This is a genomic window from Priestia sp. Y58 (assembly GCF_029522095.1).
Taxonomy (GTDB): Bacteria; Bacillota; Bacilli; order Bacillales; family Bacillaceae_H; genus Priestia; species Priestia megaterium_E.
The window spans coordinates 366,791-384,141 of the sequence record NZ_JAKWFL010000004.1 but is presented as its reverse complement, the minus strand read 5'-3'; the positions used below and the strand labels follow the sequence as shown (position 1 = coordinate 384,141).

Annotated in this window: 19 protein-coding genes; 2 read left to right on the top strand and 17 right to left on the bottom strand. The window is 39.1% G+C overall.

Translation table 11 applies throughout. The annotated features are described in order from the left end of the window. Positions 1 to 61: 61 nt before the first annotated feature. From dinG to MMB68_RS15175, 11 genes are all read right to left on the bottom strand, one after another. A complete protein-coding gene (gene dinG / locus MMB68_RS15225) occupies positions 62 to 2,863 on the bottom strand; it encodes an ATP-dependent DNA helicase DinG (RefSeq protein WP_221785643.1) in 2,802 nt (933 codons plus the stop codon). A 202-nt stretch (positions 2,864 to 3,065) separates the two neighbouring features. Beyond that, the gene (gene panD, locus MMB68_RS15220) at positions 3,066 to 3,449 is read right to left on the bottom strand and encodes an aspartate 1-decarboxylase (protein WP_013056099.1); all 384 of its coding nucleotides are present in this window, start codon (positions 3,447 to 3,449) and stop codon (positions 3,066 to 3,068) included. Continuing rightward, on the bottom strand, positions 3,450 to 4,307 hold the full coding sequence (gene panC, locus MMB68_RS15215) for a pantoate--beta-alanine ligase (RefSeq protein ID WP_269871850.1): 858 nt from the start codon (positions 4,305 to 4,307) through the stop codon (positions 3,450 to 3,452). Position 4,308: 1 nt separating this feature from the next. Next, entirely contained in the window at positions 4,309 to 5,142 is an 834-nt protein-coding gene (panB, locus tag MMB68_RS15210) for a 3-methyl-2-oxobutanoate hydroxymethyltransferase (RefSeq protein ID WP_025749372.1), read from the bottom strand. 272 nt (positions 5,143 to 5,414) lie between these two features. Continuing rightward, positions 5,415 to 6,404: a biotin--[acetyl-CoA-carboxylase] ligase gene (locus MMB68_RS15205; RefSeq protein WP_221785645.1), complete on the bottom strand. Its 990-nt coding sequence runs from the start codon at positions 6,402 to 6,404 to the stop codon at positions 5,415 to 5,417. After that, positions 6,389 to 7,582, bottom strand: a complete 1,194-nt coding sequence (locus tag MMB68_RS15200) for a CCA tRNA nucleotidyltransferase (RefSeq protein WP_028407961.1) — start codon at positions 7,580 to 7,582, stop codon at positions 6,389 to 6,391. Before MMB68_RS15200 ends, MMB68_RS15205 begins: the two co-directional genes overlap by 16 nt. Positions 7,583 to 7,597: 15 nt before the next feature. Further along, positions 7,598 to 8,725: an N-acetyl-alpha-D-glucosaminyl L-malate synthase BshA gene (gene bshA / locus MMB68_RS15195; RefSeq protein ID WP_277549146.1), complete on the bottom strand. Its 1,128-nt coding sequence runs from the start codon at positions 8,723 to 8,725 to the stop codon at positions 7,598 to 7,600. Next, on the bottom strand, positions 8,726 to 9,436 hold the full coding sequence (bshB1, locus tag MMB68_RS15190) for a bacillithiol biosynthesis deacetylase BshB1 (protein WP_221785646.1): 711 nt from the start codon (positions 9,434 to 9,436) through the stop codon (positions 8,726 to 8,728). Between the two features lie 10 nt (positions 9,437 to 9,446). After that, a complete protein-coding gene (mgsA, locus tag MMB68_RS15185; protein ID WP_013056092.1) occupies positions 9,447 to 9,845 on the bottom strand; it encodes a methylglyoxal synthase in 399 nt (132 codons plus the stop codon). Between the two features lie 12 nt (positions 9,846 to 9,857). Then, a complete protein-coding gene (gene dapB / locus MMB68_RS15180; protein WP_013056091.1) occupies positions 9,858 to 10,658 on the bottom strand; it encodes a 4-hydroxy-tetrahydrodipicolinate reductase in 801 nt (266 codons plus the stop codon). A 13-nt stretch (positions 10,659 to 10,671) separates the two neighbouring features. Continuing rightward, positions 10,672 to 11,001 carry a nucleotide pyrophosphohydrolase gene (locus MMB68_RS15175; protein ID WP_013056090.1) on the bottom strand — a complete coding sequence of 110 codons (330 nt, stop codon included), beginning with the start codon at positions 10,999 to 11,001 and terminating at the stop codon, positions 10,672 to 10,674. Positions 11,002 to 11,313: 312 nt separating this feature from the next. Between MMB68_RS15175 and MMB68_RS15170 the strand changes: the two genes are divergently transcribed. Next, positions 11,314 to 12,180: a YitT family protein gene (locus MMB68_RS15170; protein WP_013082317.1), complete on the top strand. Its 867-nt coding sequence runs from the start codon at positions 11,314 to 11,316 to the stop codon at positions 12,178 to 12,180. A 29-nt stretch (positions 12,181 to 12,209) separates the two neighbouring features. On the opposite strand, the gene MMB68_RS15165 is transcribed toward MMB68_RS15170, so the two are convergent. From MMB68_RS15165 to MMB68_RS15150, 4 genes are all read right to left on the bottom strand, one after another. Next, a complete protein-coding gene (locus MMB68_RS15165) occupies positions 12,210 to 12,887 on the bottom strand; it encodes a zinc metallopeptidase (RefSeq protein ID WP_277549145.1) in 678 nt (225 codons plus the stop codon). Between the two features lie 64 nt (positions 12,888 to 12,951). Continuing rightward, positions 12,952 to 13,728, bottom strand: a complete 777-nt coding sequence (locus MMB68_RS15160) for a sporulation protein YpjB (RefSeq protein ID WP_221785647.1) — start codon at positions 13,726 to 13,728, stop codon at positions 12,952 to 12,954. A gap of 84 nt (positions 13,729 to 13,812) precedes the next feature. Beyond that, a complete protein-coding gene (locus MMB68_RS15155) occupies positions 13,813 to 14,829 on the bottom strand; it encodes a CAP domain-containing protein (RefSeq protein ID WP_029325123.1) in 1,017 nt (338 codons plus the stop codon). A 190-nt stretch (positions 14,830 to 15,019) separates the two neighbouring features. Further along, positions 15,020 to 15,439, bottom strand: coding sequence for a CBS domain-containing protein (locus MMB68_RS15150; protein ID WP_013056085.1), 420 nt, complete (start codon positions 15,437 to 15,439; stop codon positions 15,020 to 15,022). Between the two features lie 185 nt (positions 15,440 to 15,624). On the opposite strand from MMB68_RS15150, the gene MMB68_RS15145 reads away from it, so the two are divergent. Then, complete coding sequence (locus MMB68_RS15145; protein ID WP_013056084.1) at positions 15,625 to 15,984, top strand: YugN family protein; 360 nt, start codon at positions 15,625 to 15,627, stop codon at positions 15,982 to 15,984. Positions 15,985 to 16,020: 36 nt separating this feature from the next. On the opposite strand, the gene ctaG is transcribed toward MMB68_RS15145, so the two are convergent. Continuing rightward, the gene (gene ctaG / locus MMB68_RS15140) at positions 16,021 to 16,959 is read right to left on the bottom strand and encodes a cytochrome c oxidase assembly factor CtaG (protein ID WP_221785648.1); all 939 of its coding nucleotides are present in this window, start codon (positions 16,957 to 16,959) and stop codon (positions 16,021 to 16,023) included. Between the two features lie 57 nt (positions 16,960 to 17,016). Next, on the bottom strand, positions 17,017 to 17,349 hold the full coding sequence (gene ctaF / locus MMB68_RS15135; protein ID WP_195780784.1) for a cytochrome c oxidase subunit IVB: 333 nt from the start codon (positions 17,347 to 17,349) through the stop codon (positions 17,017 to 17,019). Positions 17,350 to 17,351 lie beyond the last annotated feature (2 nt).

The following is a 17,351-nucleotide window of genomic DNA, read 5'->3' as shown; positions in this document are numbered from 1 at the left end:
TATTACTATCGTCTCTCAAGTGAAGAAACAGTATGCATAAAAAAAAGACTTAAGCGTATGCTCAAGTCTTTTCATTCCACCATTCTTTGTAGTCCAGTAAGATATTCGAAAACGTCTTTTGAACAACCTTGACTTTTGGAAGTGAATGAAGAAAATGGTATCCATATGCTGTGCGCGTAATACGATTATCAAAAATAAATATAGCTCCTCGGTCACTTTTGGAACGAATTAACCGTCCAAATCCTTGTTTAAAACGGATAACGGCCTGAGGAAGTGAATAATTCATAAAAGGACTTTTTCCTTCTTTTTTCATCTGCTCAAATTTAGCTGTCAGCAGAGGTTGATTTGGAGATGAAAAAGGAAGTCTGACAATTACGAGACATGATAATAAATCTCCTGGCAGATCAATTCCTTCCCACAGGCTGTTTGTACCTAATAGAATGGAATGCTCAAACTGGCTGAAGTCTTTTAGCAGTCTATTACGGTTTCTAGTTGTGACTCCTTGACCGAGCAGTACAAACTCTTCAAGATCGTTTAACTCTTTTAAATAACCATACGTAGCTTTCAACATGTCATATGAAGTAAAAAGCACCAGCATACGACCATTTGTTACTTTAGCTACGTCAAGAATACTTTCTGCCATCATAGCGCTATACTCATATAATGATACTTCGTTAACAGCAGGCATATCTTGAGGAATATAGACTCTAGCTTGCTTCTCATAATCAAACTCGGAAGGGAGAATGAGTTGAGCAGGCTGAAAGTCATATAACCCTAGCTCTTGAATTAAATAATCAAATGTTCCATTCACCGTCAATGTAGCCGATGTTAAAATAACGCTTTGTTTCTTAGCGAAAAATTCATCAGCTAGCGTATCGGCAATGGAAGTAGGCTGACTATAGATATACGTAGCATTCGCTGCTCCTTTTGGTTCAATCTCAAACCACGTTACGTGATGACTCTGCTGTTTGAACAAAAGCTTTTCTATTTGCTGAGATATGTGCTCAAATCCTTTAACAGCCGTTTGAAATTCATGAAGAGACGACTGTTCATTTTTTGTGACTTTGTCATATAGTTCGTCAAAGGAATGTCTTGCCCCATCATTCCATGTAAAAAGATCGTGAATTAAAAAACGAATGCGCGACGCTGCTTCTTGAATAGCCGTCCAGTAATGCCCATGCTCTTTTTCCACTTTATATCGATAGCTGCTTCTTCCAATCTCGCCCTGCTGATTGCCGATTCTTTTTTGGACAAAAGAATGAATCAAACGAAATAAGTCATCGCACTCAGAATGAAGCTGCACAAACAGGTTTTGAAGAAGTTCAGTGTTAAGCTCGATGCTATATTTTACAAAGGTATGATGAACTTTTTTTAACAGCCCTTTGTCTTGAATGGTGCCGATTCGGTTTAATAGTGCATGAACCGCAAAATAATCTAAGCGCTCCCCCAGCTCTTCTCCAGCAATGTCTTCTAAGTGATGAGCCTCGTCAATAATAATTTGTTCATACTCAGGCAGCAGCTCATGATTACTCATCACATCCATCAACAGTAAGCGATGATTTGTCACTACTATGTGGGCATTTTGCGCTCTGTTCTGCGCTCGTTCATAAAAAGAATAAAGTTTCCAAGGATGCTTAAAGTCACTTGGAGACGGATTGCTTTCATTTAGCTGTTCCCAAAAAAGTTTGCCGCCAGAAGGCAGGTTTATTTCATCGCTGTCGCCCGTTTCCGTTTCCGTCAGCCAAATAAGCAGCTTCGCTTTTGTGAGGATTGCATCGTAATTATTATTGCGCTCTTTTAAGAGCTGAATAAATTTTCTTATACTAATGTAGTGTTCTCTTCCTTTTAAAACAGCTGCTGTAACAGGAAATGGAACAATCTTTTCTAGAATAGGCACATCTTTTTCGATGATTTGCTGCTGAAGCGTTACCGTGTTGGTTGAGATAATGACTGGGTGATGATGAACAGAAGCATAAAACACGGCAGGAACTAAATAAGCGTAGGTTTTACCAATACCGGTCCCGGCTTCAATTAAAGCATGCTCATTACCTGCAAAGCACTCTTGTACAAAGTTCATCATCTCCCACTGCCCTTTTCGTTCTTCAAACAATGGCAGAGCCTGATGGAACAGCTTTTGCTTTTCAGTTTCAAATATTTCGTACGTATGAGAGTGCTGCTTTTCATTAGCTGAATGCGGCTGATATTTGTTTAGCGCAATCCCATGTATAAATTCATAAGAATCATCCTCAGCATAACTTTTATCATCTATAACTTGTTGAATCAGTTCTCCAATTTCACTTTTAAAGTGCAAGCTTAGCGCATACAGCTGCTTTAAGGTTGTTAGAGGCAGCTTCTTTAATTTCTCAATTAGTAACAGTAAAATACGTGCCGTTACTTCTGCATCACTATCTGCTTGATGAGGGTTTTCATGTTCAATATGTAAATACTCAGCTAATTGGCTAAGTTTGTACCCATCAACTGTAGGCAGCAGAATCCGGGCCAGTTCGACGGTGTCTACGGTTGAATTATAAAGCGTCTCCCTTCCGCACTGATAGAGTTCTTCTTGTAAAAAAGTTAAATCAAATGCCACATTATGTGCAACAAAATAAGCATCATCTAGCAATTCTATAATTTTAGGTGAAATTTCTTTAAATAAAGGCGCATCTTTCACCATATCATTTTGAATGTTAGTTAGTTGTGTAATAAAAGGCGGAATATCCATACCAGGATTTAAAAAACTAGAAAAACGTTCAACAATTTTGCCGTCTTCTACTATGACAGCAGCAAATTGAATCATTTTATCTCCTTGTTTTGGAGAATGTCCCGTCGTTTCAAGATCTACCACAACAAAGCGTTTATTCACGGTCAACACCTCGCAAGTCTGTCTTTTTATAGTATAAAGTGAAAGCCTGCTCTATATGCTTTAAAAGCGCAACTCCTTCTCGTGAAAAACAGAGAGGCTTTCATACATAGAAGTTTTACTTTAGTGTGTATAGAGGTTTATACCGTTCACTTACTAGCGTATGTATTCAAATAAAAATCCCCCTCATAAAGGGGGACTGTTCTTATAGAATTGTACCAGCTGGTTCTTGTTTAAGCAATTGTTGGATTTTATTCTGCTCGTTCATAATCGCTACGGTTGGATGATGGTGGGCTACTTCTTCATTGGCCACGAGCGCATAAGAGATAATGATGATAATATCTCCAGGCTGCACGAGTCTTGCAGCAGCTCCATTTAAACAAACTACGCCGCTCCCGCGTTCGCCGGGAATCACATACGTTTCCAAGCGAGCTCCGTTATTATTGTTTACAATTTGGACTTTTTCGTTTGCTGCGATTCCTACTGCGTCGATGATATCTTCATCAATGGTGATACTGCCAACATAATTTAAGTTGGCTTCAGTTACATGAGCTCTGTGTATTTTAGCATTCATCATCGTGCGAAACATTTAGTTATCCTCCTGTACGTCTACAATTACATTATCAATCAAACGGGCTTTAGAGAATTGAACAGCTAAAGCAATAATGATTTTTCCAGCGGCTTGCTTAATCGTTTTTAGCTCTGGATACGTATAAACATCAATATAATCCACTTTACCGCTCGTATGTTGCTCAATTTCTTTTCGAATGGTCTCTTTAAGGAGTTCTACTTGCTTCTCTCGGCTTTCAAGAAGCTGCAAAGCGTTTTGTAAACTCTTAAATAAAACAGGTGCCTCTTCTCTTTCTTTATCTGTTAAATATACGTTACGAGAACTTTTAGCTAATCCATCTGCTTCTCTCACCGTATCTACTGCTCTAAGCTCCACAGGAAAATTAAAGTCTTCAATTAAGCCATCTACCACAGCAACTTGCTGCGCATCTTTTTTACCAAAGTATGCACGATCTGGTGTTACAATGTGAAAAAGCTTTGTTAGGACCGTGGCTACTCCGTCAAAATGGCCGGGGCGCTTCTGTCCACACAATACGTCTACACGATCGGTCACGGTTATAGCAACTGAACGGCTTGACTTATACATTTCCTCTACTGAAGGATAAAATAAATAGTCGACGTTAGTTTCTTTTGCCACGCGCTCATCGCGTTCAAAATCTCTTGGATACGTATCAAAATCTTCATTTGGTCCAAATTGAGTCGGGTTCACAAAAATACTTAGCACCACTACTTCATTTTCTGTGCGAGCCGCTCCAAGCAAAGTAGCGTGGCCTTCATGCAAATAGCCCATCGTCGGGACAAATCCAATTGAACGTCCAAGCTGCTTTTCTTTTTTCATCTCCTGCTGCATGTCTTTAATTGTTGTAATGACTTTCATCTTATTTTCCTCCGTACAGCGCCGTTAACTGCTCTTCTTTCATTGAAAAAGTATGGGCTTCTTTCGGAAACTCTCTTTTTTTCACTTCACTTACATACTGAGAAAGCCCCTGTAAAATAGGCTCATTTATTTTCGCAAATGACTGAACGAATTTTGGCACACGCTCTACGCCGTACGTTAATACATCGTGGTATACAAGTACTTGACCATCCGTATCAGCTCCTGCTCCAATTCCGATTGTGGGAATGCTTAAGCGTTCAGCTACTTGTTTTGCTACTTGTTTAGGAACACATTCTAATACAACAGCAATAGCTCCCGCCTGCTCACACTTGATCGCGTCTTGGATTAGCTGTTTGGCTTCTTTCGCTTCTTTCCCTTGCACTTTATAGCCGCCCAGGACACCGACAGACTGAGGTGTTAACCCGAGATGTGCAACAACTGGAATACCAGCTTGCGTCAATTCTGAAATTGTATAAAGAACATCGTTTGCACCTTCTACTTTTAAAGCATGAGCTCCGCTTTCCTGCATAATGCGAGCAGCATTTTTCATCGTGTCTTCTTTCGACACGTGATAGGACATAAATGGCATGTCGGTGACGATAAATGTATCAGCAGCTCCTCTTTTAACCGCTTTTGTATGATGAATCATATCATCTACCGTTACAGGAATCGTCGAATCATATCCTAAAACGACCATTCCTAGAGAATCGCCTACTAAAATCATGTCTACCCCTGCTTCCTCAGCGTACTTAGCTGACGGATAATCGTACGCAGTCAGCATCACAATTGGTTCATTGTTTTGTTTCATACGTAAAAAATCTAATTTTGTTTTCACTAACTTTCTCCTCCTTCTCAGAGGAGATGAGCGCACGTCTGCACACAAAAAGCCCTTCTACCTATAAAAGGAAGAAGGACTTTGACAGACTTCATCTATAAAAAGCACACTTTACCTAATGTGCTTACCTACGCGTCATCCCTCTGTCCTAGTCCTTAATGGATCAAGGCAGATTTATTGTCGTATTAAAAATAAACAAACGAGTATCAAGTGAAGTTCTTACGATACTACCTTGATACTCGTATTATAATAAAAATTTCTTTGTTTTTCTACTATTTTTTAGCAGAGAGCTCAATATCTGCTGAATGAATTCGGTGTATAACTCCTTCATCATCTTCAATCAATAAAACGCCTTCGTCTGTTATACCTTTTGCAAAGCCTTCAATGTCGGCAGTCATCGTGCGCGCTATAATTCGCTTGCCAATACTGATCGCATACGTTTCCCAAAGAACTTTAATTAAGCCAAAGCCATTTTTTAAGTATTCTTCATAAAGGGTTTCTAACTTTAAGAAAAACGCTTGCATCAAAGCTGCACGATTAATTTCTTCACCTTTTTCAATACGTAAAGATGTGGCAATGTGTTTGATTTGTTCATTAAAATCCGTTTCCTGCTGATTCACATTGATGCCGATTCCAATGATGACCGAATGAATCCGGTCAAAATCTGCCTGCATTTCTGTTAAGATCCCAACTAGCTTCTTCCCATTTAATAAAACATCATTAGGCCATTTAATGTCTGGAGAAAGGTTCGTCACTTCTTGAATGGCCTGTACGACAGCCACTGCTGATAGTAGAGTCAGCTGAGGAGCCTGCTGCGGAGGGATAGAAGGACGCAGTATAATACTCATCCAGGCACCAGTATATTTTGGGGAATACCACGCTCTATCAAGTCTTCCTCTCCCTGCCGTTTGCTCTTCAGCAACTACGACCGTTCCTTCTTTGGCTCCTTCTTGAGCAATTCGATGAGCAATTTTTTGAGTAGAATGTACGCTTTCCTCATAATGAATATACTGACCGATTTTTGTTGTTTGGAGCCCTAATAAAAGCTCGTTGCTGCTTACTTTGTTCGGCTTCCCAACAATGCGATAGCCTTTTTTGCGAACAGCTTCAAGTTCATAGCCGTCTTTTCGCAGCTCTTCGATATGCTTCCATACAGCTGTTCTTGAACAGCCTAATAAATCGCTGATCTTTTGGCCGGACACATAGTCCCCATCTGCGTTCGTAAACATTTCAAGCAGCGTTCTTCTTATATCTGACTGCAAGACTGCACCCACTTTCTTATTGAAGATTTCGTGTTCATTAACTCATTGTATAGAACTTTCTCCTCAATTTCTTTTAACAGTTGAGACACCCATGGACCACCCTTTTTACCTGTCCACACTAAAAGATCTTGACCATTTATATCTAAATCTTTTAAAGAATGAATAGGCAGCTCGCTATAGATGTAAAGAAGCTCATGTTCATTCATGTGCTCATTGCTTCGAAGAAGTTGTAAAATACGATTCACGCTTACGCTGGCCTGCTCTCCAATTGTATACATGATGCGTTTTGACCATCCATTTTCCAAAACGTCTCGAAGACCAATAGACTGAAGCTGAATATCTTTAATTTGCTTATTAGATAATTTCCAGCTTTTAAAAAATGCCTGCTTGTCTTGAATGTCGAGTAGATGTACCAGAAGTGTCCATGACTCCGATACTCGCTGAAGCATCATCCAATCGTGTGCACAAACAGATCGGAATTTTTGCGGATCTACATTCAATTGGGGTAAGTAGCGATACAGCTCCGTATCTGCTACAAGTGCTAATGCTAAAGACGGACGCTTTCCACTCAGCATTTTTTCGAATTCAACTGTAATGCGTTCAATAGAAACGTGCCTCAGCAGTTCACCGTATTGTTGAATGGCTCTTTTAGTTTGATCAGACAGCGAAAACGCCAGCTGACTGACAAAGCGAACGGCTCTCATCATACGAAGAGCATCTTCATGAAAGCGTTCTTTAGCATTTCCGACAGTTCGAATTAACTGGTTTCGTAAATCTTCTCTTCCATTAAATGGATCAATGATTTCTCCTTTTGCATTCATAGCCATTGCATTGATTGTAAAATCGCGACGCTGCAAATCTTCTATCAGAGACGAAATAAACGTAACGGACGAGGGACGACGAAAATCATCATATTCTCCCTCAGAGCGAAAAGTAGTTACCTCATAGGTCTCGTTCTCATGGACAACGACAACCGTACCATGCTCGATTCCTACATGAATCGTCTTAGGAAAGAGTTCCATCACTTGTTCAGGCCTAGCTGACGTAGCGATATCAATATCTCCAATCGTCCGATTTAAAATGAGATCCCGGACCGCTCCTCCAACAAAATACGCTTCGTAACCGGCTGTCTCCAGTTTTTCAATAATATAAAGCGGATGAATGAACGGTTCTTTCATAACGTCCTCCATTCTTCAACCCTGTACCAATTTATAATAAAGTTTTTCATATTGACTCACAATCTCTGTTGAATGAAATTTATGATTAACTGCGCTTAGAGACGCTTCCCTCATTTGGTGATGCAGCTGTTCATTTTCAAGTAGCTGAATTGCTTTGCTCGCTGCCTCTTCGACGTCTCCCACTTCGCAAATATATCCTGTTTTTTCGTGTTCAATTACTTCAGGAATTCCGCCTATATTTGTTCCGATGCATGGAACACCACAAGCCATAGCTTCTAAAAGTACAAGCCCAAAGCTTTCTTTTTCAGATAATAACAATTTTAAATCGCTAATCGAATATAATTCTGCTACATTTTCTTGTTTCCCAAGAAATAACACAGAATCTTGAAGATTTAGCTCTCTTACTAATTGAGACACAACCGTCATTTCAGGGCCGTCTCCTACAAGCAGCAGCTTAGACTGAAGCTTTTTATTAATAATAGCAAACGTTTTGACTATATCTGTAACTCGTTTGACTTGACGAAAGTTTGAAATATGAATAACGACTTTTTCACTTTCTAATATGCCATACTCCGCTTTTAAATACTGAACTTCTTTTTTATGATAAACTCGTTCATCAATAAAATTATACATCGTTTCAATTTCTTTATCTGGACTAATTAAATGGTGAGTTTGATCAACAAGTGACTGAGATACAGCCGTCACTGCATCTGATTTCTCAATTCCAAATTTAATTAAATCTTTTAACGATGGATCCTCTCCTAGAACCGTAATATCTGTCCCATGAAGAGTCGTCACAATTTTCACTTCGTGCTCCACCATTTGTTTAGCTAAAATCCCGCAAACGGCATGGGGGATTGCATAGTGCGTATGAATAATGTCAAGCTTTTCTCTTTTAGCCACTTCAGCCATTTTACTGGATAAAGCAAGATCATACGGAGGGTATTTAAAGACGGAGTACTGATTTACATCTACTTCGTGAAAATAAATATTTGGATATACTTTCGTCAATCTAAAAGGCATGCTAGAGGAAATAAAATGAATTTCGTGCCCCTTTTCAGCCAGCAGCTTCCCTAGCTCCGTTGCTACCACTCCTGAACCTCCAACGGAAGCATAACATGTAATACCAATTTTTAACTTCATTTATTTTCCACCTACTAAATCGTCGTACATCAAAATCGGTTTTTTAGATAAAAAACCTTCACCGTATGCTACCCCGACTTCTTTGCCAAATAATCGCTCTCTGCTCTCTACCGTTTCAATATATCCGTTTACCAGCGGCGTATCAAACGTATCTGCTGTTTTTATAAATTGACTTTCATAAGCCTCTAGACTAGCTACTTTCTTTTGAAACGTGCTTGATACATCTACGATAAAATCTGGCTTATGAAATCCATTTATCATATAGAAATAAAGAGACTCAGCACGATGAGCTTTTTGCTTTTTATAATCGATATAATTTTTAACGCCAGCGGAAAACATGGCTTCTTCTACAAGCTTTGCACAATTCCCATGATCAGGATGACGATCTTCAAAGTAAGGAGCAAATATAATCCTTGGTTGATACATGCGAATGACTGATGCAATTTCAGCTATATACTCTGCCTTTAAAACCAAACCTCTGTCTGGCAAATGAAGATGAATTCGCTCATGAACACCTAAGACATCAGCAGCTTTGGACGCTTCTTGTTTTCGAATTTCAACCGTTCCATTTGAAGAAAGTTCAGCTTGCGTCAAATCGCAAATAACTACCTTCAAACCTTGTTCACTCATTCTTGCAATGGTTCCACCCATGCCGATTTCTACATCATCGGCATGAGCACCAAAGGCAAGGATATCTATTGTTTCTTTCATTATCTTCACCCTATTTTTTTATAATTGAACGCCAATGCAAATCGCCTCGTTCAAGTCCATGAATTAAAATCTCTGCTGTTCCCATATTTGTTGCAAGAGGAACCGCATAGACGTCACAGAGACGCATCAGAGCTGAAATATCAGGTTCATGAGGCTGAGCTGTTAACGGATCGCGGAAAAAAATAACCATATCCATTTCATTTTGAGCAATTAAAGCGCCTATCTCCTGATCTCCTCCAAGCGGTCCTGATTGAAAGCGGTGAACCTTCAAACCTGTTGCTTCTGAAATACGCGTTCCTGTTGTTCCTGTTGCGAACAGCGAATGTTCCTGTAAAATCGCTTGATAGGCTGTTGTGAATTGTACCATATCATTTTTCTTTTTATCATGTGCAATTAAGGCGATTTTCATTTTTCTCGCTCCTTAGTCAATAATATTTTCTAACCCGTATACAAGTGTGTCTACGTTCATAACTGTGTCAACGGCTAGCTTCACACCTGACATAAAAGAAGCACGGTTGTATGAATCATGACGGATTTTTAATGTTTGTCCAAATCCTCCGAACATCACTTCTTGGTGAGCAATCAGTCCTGGCAGGCGTACGCTATGTAGGCGGATTCCTTCATAATCTGCACCGCGCGCCCCTTCTAGCAATTCTTTTTCCTCAGGATGACCTTGTTTTTTTGCTTCACGAACTTCACTGATAAGCTCCGCTGTTTTTAAGCCTGTTCCTGATGGTGCATCTAACTTTTGATCGTGATGCATTTCAATAATTTCAACATCATCAAAGTATTTAGCTGCCATTTGTGAAAACTTCATCATTAAAATAGCGCCAATCGCAAAATTAGGTGCAATGATACAGCCAAGTTCCTTCTCTTCAGCAAGCTGCTTTAATTCTTTTAAATCTTCTTCTGAAAAGCCCGTTGTTCCTACAACAGGTCTTACTCCATATGTTAGAGCTGTTTTAGTATGAACGCGCCCAATTTCAGGTGTTGTCAAATCAACTAAAACATCTGCCTTAACGTCTTGAAAACATTTTTCAATATCCGTGTAGATTGGCGCTTGTACATTTGGCATTCCTTCAATATCACTTATGTATTTTCCTTCATTGATACGATCTACCGCTGCTACTAATTCAAAATGCTCTGTTTCTTCTATTAATAACACAGCTTCTTTTCCCATACGACCTCTTGGTCCCGCAAGTACAATTCGAATTTTGTCCATTCTTTTTCTCTCCTTAGTCTTCTTTTTTCGTCCAGCGATCTTTATCACGCGTATTAAATTTATTCATAACGCGATCATGCGCTTCTTGTAAATCGATATTTAATGAATTTGCAAAGCAAATTAATACAAATAAAATGTCGCCCATTTCTTCTTCGACCGTACGTTCTGCTTCAGTCGTTTTCTTCGGCTTTTCACCATAATAGTGGTTAATTTCGCGCGATAATTCGCCCACTTCTTCCGACATGCGCGCAAGCATAGCAAGAGGACTAAAATATCCTTCTTTAAATTGGCTAATATATGCATCAACTTCTTGCTGCATTTGCTCCATCGTTTTTTTTGACATCTTTTTATTTCACCTCTTTTAGAAGTACACTCAGCTTACTATTATAACATCTTTACTTCAAATTATTTAGTGTAATTACTTCTTCTTACCAAGCCTTTATCAGATGCTCTTTCACGATATTCCTCACGTTTCCCTTAATTCTCAAAAATCTGTCTATATTTTACGAATTGAGGATACTACTAATACATAGCACTAGAAGAAACATCATCACTTTTTACTATTTTCAAAAATCTTTTCGATAGTTATTTACGAAATGAAATATATTCCTTTATGATAAGGTAGTGCAAAAACGGTCATAGGAGGTTTGTAAGTATGAAAGGTCTCAGATTAAAAAATATTATTTTTATACTGCTTGGTGCTGCCATATTTGCGTTTGGACTTGTTAATTTTAACATGCAAAACAATTTAGCTGAAGGTGGATTCACAGGCATTACCCTGCTTTTATTTTTCTTATTTAACATTGATCCCTCTTATTCTAACTTAGTGTTAAATATTCCTTTGTTTTTTGTAGGGTGGAAACTATTAGGGAGAACAGCCTTTATTTATACCATGCTCGGAGTCGTCAGCTTATCCCTATTTTTATGGATATTCCAGCGCTTCCCGGTGAATATGCCCCTGCGTCATGATATGACTCTAGCAGCTCTTTTTGCCGGTGTTTTTATTGGAGTGGGTCTTGGTATTATTTTCAGGTTTGGAGGAACAACAGGAGGAGTCGATATCATCGCACGTGTTGTTCAAAAATATATCGGGTGGAATATGGGGAAAACGATGTTTCTTTTTGACTTTATTGTGATTAGTGCATCTCTCATTTATTTATCCTATCGAGAAGCTATGTACACACTTGTTGCAGTCTTTGTCGCTGCACGGGTTATTGACTTTATGCAAGACGGCGCGTATGCCGCAAAAGGAGCAACGATCATTTCAAATCATAACGAAGCCATATCGGATAAAATTATGAAAGAAATGGATCGAGGCGTGACGATTTTAAAAGGCCAAGGTTCTTTTTCTAAGCAAGATACCAACGTGCTATACTGCGTGGTTAGTAAAAATGAAATTTTCCGTTTAAAGCAAGTTATTACTTCTGTAGATCCACACGCATTCGTTGCAGTTACGGATGTTCATGATGTCTTAGGCGAAGGATTTACCCTTGATGAAAATAAAAAACCGCTTGAAAGATAAAAAAATACCGCTAATGCGGTATTTTTTTATTAGTCGTCGTTATTCATTCCTGTATAAATCATGATTAAACGAACCAACTCAAGAACTGCTACTGCTGCGGCTGCTACATATGTTAAAGCCGCTGCGTTAAGCACTTTGCGCGTCTCGCGCTCTTCGTCATTTCGAATCGCTCCGACTGAGACGATTTGCGTCATCGCTCGGCTTGAAACGTTAAATTCAACAGGCAGTGTTACAACTTGGAATACGACCGCTGCTGCCATGAAGATAATACCTAACAATAGCAACGGCTTAATCGACGCGATAATTCCAATCATAATTAAAATCCAAGAAGCGTTTGATCCAAGGCTTGCCACCGGTACAAGCGAGTGGCGAAGACGTAAAAACGAATAGTTTTCTTTGTCTTGAATCGCGTGTCCCACTTCATGAGCCGCAACGGCAGCGCCTGCGACAGACGTTCCGTAATAGTTGTCTTCTGACAAACGAATGACTTTTGAACGAGGATCGTAGTGATCCGATAAAAATCCGCCTACAGGCTCTACGTGAACGTTGTACAACCCGTTTTCATCTAAAATTTTTCTTGCTACTTCTGCGCCTGTCATTCCTGATGAGTTGCTTACTTGTGAATATTTTTTGTAAGCACTTCTCACCTTAAACTGTGCCCAAATTGGCACAAGGATAATAATGAGAAAATAAATCAAAAAGCTCATTTACCCACACCTTTCATTATGTGTTTGACTACTCTTTTATTTTAGACAATTCTGCGCTTTTACGTCAATCATTACGCCCTCTAGCTGACTTTCTTTTCTGGTCAGCGAAATATTTTCGCGCTCCTACATAAAAAAGTGTAGCAATAATAATACTTCCGGTGGTAATTGTAACCCAAATAAAAGACGGGTCTGTACGATTTTCTTTTACTTGTTCAAAAAAATCTTTTAAGTTTTGTTCCATTTGGTTAAACTGCTCATCGTTAATCTCACTGAGCGTTTCTTCAGTTTGTAAAAAGTGAACGTCCGCGCTCACACGCTGTACGTAGGGAGACGACACGTCTACCTGCGCGCTCGGTAAGATCATATCATATTCCTTCAAAAATTGCTTAAGCTGCGCTTCATAAGCCGCTTGTTCTCCTTTTACCGCTTCATTTCGCATCTCTTTAAATGTTGCTAGCATACTGCCTTCGAGCTCAGTCCACATAGGCTGATGCTTGCTGTGCAGCGCATCGACTAATAATCGAAATTGAGTAGCTTTTTGAAGACGTTCTTCATCACTGGAATCAGAAGATAAAAGAGACCTTTCTACCTGTTCATAACAAAGAGTTAAAATACGTATATCTTCGGCCGATACGCCCAAAGAAGCTGTATTGAGACTGGTAAATTCATTCGAAAAGTTTCTGAACAAATGTTGGGCTGCTTTATACTCCTTTTGCTCTACAAGCGATAGCGTTTGATCAGATAAGTTATCAAGCTTTTCCCACTGCCCTTCAGCTGCATGTACAGTAGTCGTATATGCAAAGAAAAGTACGAGCAATATTCCTACTATTCTTCCTTTCATTCTCGTCCCTCCTCTAACCTCTACTAAAACTTATGAGAAAGAGGACAAGAGTAGACCTATTTTCAAAAGGAAGTTTTAAACTTACTATTCATTCATCGGAGTGATAAAGTTTTGCGTATAATATTTCTCATATACACCTACACCAAGACGCGTAAACTCTTTATTGAGTAAAGCCTTACGATGTCCCTCACTATTAAGCCACCCTTCAACCGCAGCGATTCCATCCTGATAATTCGAGGCAATATTTTCGCCCGCGATACGGTATACTACATCACCTTTTTGCAGACGGTTGCCTAAATCACCTTGTGCTGGTGAAACGTGAGAGAAATAGTTTAAGTCGCTCATTTCTTTGCTGTGTAAATAAGCTACTCCGGCAGTGGCTTCGTCCCAAGCTAAAGGTGACAGCTGAAACCGGTCTCGAATTACATTTGTAATATCGATAATTTGCTGCTCTTCTCCTTCTTGGACGCTTTTCCACTCCTCCGATGTCAATGACGGAGCTGTGGGAAGCTCGCCGCGATAAACAATTTCGTACGGACGCTGTTTTAATAGCGTGTCCATGTCCATAATTCGAATACTTGAGATTGTATTAAGGAACTGATCAAAATATAGTTGGACGTATACATCTCCATATTTAATAATGGGACGCATTTTCATATCCTCTTCACTCAGACGAAATCGGTATTCATTTCCGTCTTTTTGAAGCGTGAGTTCGGATGAAAGTGAAACTCTTTTTTCTACTTCCTCTCGCTTCTCACCAATCTCAAAAGGATCTGTATTTGTTTTTGAGCCAATGACGTATACAGATACGACTTGATTATTTTCTACTCCTACCTGCGCATACGTTTGACGATTCTTTTTGTAAATCCACCAGTCATAGCCATATGCAGAAGAATCAATACGATCCGGCTCTCCAAGCATTCCGATTAACTGTTCTGAATGATCTCCAATGAGTCTCATCATATTTTCACTTTGTTTTTCATAAGAAGCCACTTCTTGTGTGGGCTGACTTTTGGAATCCGTTTGGTTTTGCTCAATATTTTGACCCGTTAGATATTTTTCTAGCTGAGGTAAATAATCCTCCGCGTATACAAATGCCACTATTAATACGAGAATAAAAATAACTTTTTTCAGCTTTTCTTCCTCTCCTTACACCTGTTTTCTTTACCTGTTTAACTTATTTTTATCTCTATTATACATGCATTCAAAAAAAAATAGCTATCGGTATGGAGGAAACAAAAGAAAAAGCCAACTATTTACGAATATACTGCAAACAGTTGACTTTCGCTTTTTAATGCGTTTGTTGTGAAATGTCTGAGAGCGCTTCTCCTGCACGTTCATTTGCATAGCGAAACGTTGATAAATCACCTAGCGATACAATCCCTACTAGCTTTTGATTTTCCACAACGGGAAGACGACGGATTTGATGTTGAGCCATAAGCTTAGAAGCTTCTTCTACAGAGGCTTCCGCTGTAATAGTTATAAGCTCTTCACTCATAACATCCGTTACTTTACTTGAATTCGGCTTCTTTTCTGCAATGCCTTTTATAACTAAGTCTCGATCTGTAATCATTCCTACTAGCTGATCTCTATCGACAATTGGAATTGCTCCTACATTCCATTCCTTCATTTTCACTGCTACTTCATATACGTTATCAAGCGTGGTGCATGTTTCCGTATCAGCTGTCATTACCTCTTGTACAGTTTTCATTGTTTTATCCTCCTTTACATCGTGTGCTCGTTTTATAGTGTGACCAACTTTTTAGTAAACTTTCGCATTTAAAACGTTTAAATAAAAATAGATAACGTTTACATTTTTCCTTATTAGATATTGCAAGTTTTATCCATTCAGCTTATGATTTAATTGGGGTATATCTGTTTTGGGAGGGAGTTCATATGAAATTTGAATATGCAAAATTTGATTCATTAAAGGTTGATTTAGATTTATTAGATGAGATTATGCATCAATTTGGTCTGGTCCGCGCCGGACAATGGGATTATGAACGCGTCACGTACGATCGAAAATTCGAGTTTCAGCGAGATACCTTCTATTTGCGAGTCCAAGGACATGCTATTTCAGGCGACGTAGGGGGCAGGCATGCTGTTATTCATCTTATGACACCTCTACTAGGCAAACATTATTATCCTCACGGTGTAGAATATGGAGACGGCGAATATTTTCCGCCATCCCTTGTAGAACAGTGTGAAAAGATATTAACACAAATCAAATCACAGCTTGAAACCGTTCAGCTATAGAATTAGAAAAAGCGCAGTAATCAGACTGCGCTTTTTTTAATTCAAAGGAGGAGTAGACGGAAATTCCTTTGTTTTTATATCTTGAGGCTCAGTAAAATCGGGCATGTACGTATCTTTCTCTCGTTCTTTTCGAGCCCACTGAAAAAAAATAAATCCTAAAACCGTTCCATACACAATTTCTTGAATAATCTTCATAATAACGCCGCCTAGCTGCTGATCTTCCACAGGCGGCAGCGTATTAAACATCTCGGGAGCAAGCTGCCCTAAACTGGCAATCATAGAAGGCGGTACACAAAGAGAAAGAGCTTGTACCCAAGCGCTTGAGTCTGTATATGTCGCATATAAAGAATGATTTGCAAAAATAATCAGCGCGCACGCTGGAGTAAGGAGTACGCCATCTGCAAAAATGTAGCCAAGCTTTTTTAAAGAACTTAGCGTTTGTTCTTCTTCTAGCTGATTAACGAGTGGCCACCACATGCAAAATGCAGCGATAAATAATACAACACTCACGATTCCGTGGAGCATCATATCCGTTTTAATAACATCAAAAAGCAGCGGAATATGATACAAAGAAAATAACCCATTGAATAATAGTAGCGCAATTAAGGGCTTTGTAAAGAATTTAAAAATAGGTTTAACCCCTTTTACATAAATAACAGAACGAGCTAACCACGGCGGAATTCCTAAAATAAAAAGCGGAGGAATCACCAAGTAAACGATTGCCATTTGCGTCATATGAGCACTAAACATAAAGTGCCCTAGTAAATCTACAGGTCCTCCTTTACATATATATAAAAGAACCATGCTAATAACAAAATACGCTTTTGTTTTTCTGTTTACGGCCACCGCTCCTATAAAATTCCCTCTCCATCTACCAACGATGAAAAAATATAAGACGGTCACCAGACAAATGGTTAAAAAATAGTAAGGACTCCAAAGTGCTTCAAAACCAAACATCTGCAAATTGTTAATCAACGTCTATTCCTCCTTCTACAGATGATGAAAAGGACTGGCGCATGCCAGCCCTTCTCTTTACCACCAAATAATGGTTACAAAAGCTAAAATGGTTAAAAGAGCTACCAATACGCCTGAATACAAGAAAAATGCTGGTATGGTATGTCCTTTGTGGTTCATATGCATGAAATAATAAAGTTGAAAGATGACTTGAACAACGGCCAAGAGCACGATCACAGGCATAATGTACCATCCGCTAAACTCTTGATAAACCGCAAAAAAAGCAATTAGCGTTAGAAACAACATCATCACAAAAGAGATAACTTGCATCTTCATATCTTCTGCGTTTCTTTTTTTACGATAATCTAAATTGAGCCTTGGGTTATCTGAGTTTGATTGATTTGTCGTCATCA